Source organism: Leifsonia sp. HAY1-4F, assembly GCF_056755275.1.
Window position 1 is genome coordinate 1 of sequence record NZ_JBNDHX010000632.1, and the last position, 236, is coordinate 236.

Below are 236 nucleotides of genomic sequence, written 5' to 3' on the forward strand. Positions count from 1 at the left end.
CGGACTGCACCCTCGCCTACGGCGTCAACACCGACACCTTCGACCCGGCGACGCACGTCATCGTCTCGAACGCCTCCTGCACCACGAACGCGCTTGCGCCGCTGGCCGCCGTGCTGGACGACCTGGCCGGCATCGAGCACGGCTTCATGACGACCGTCCACGCCTACACTCAGGAGCAGAACCTCCAGGGCGGCCCGCACCGCGACCTGCGCCGTGCGCGTGCCGCCGCCGTGACC

The 236-nt window shown here is 71.2% G+C and carries 1 pseudogene; it reads left to right on the plus strand.

Going from position 1 to position 236, the window contains the following annotated elements:
* A pseudogene (locus ACPYOG_RS20780) lies at positions 1-236 on the plus strand (type I glyceraldehyde-3-phosphate dehydrogenase); the annotation flags it as partial.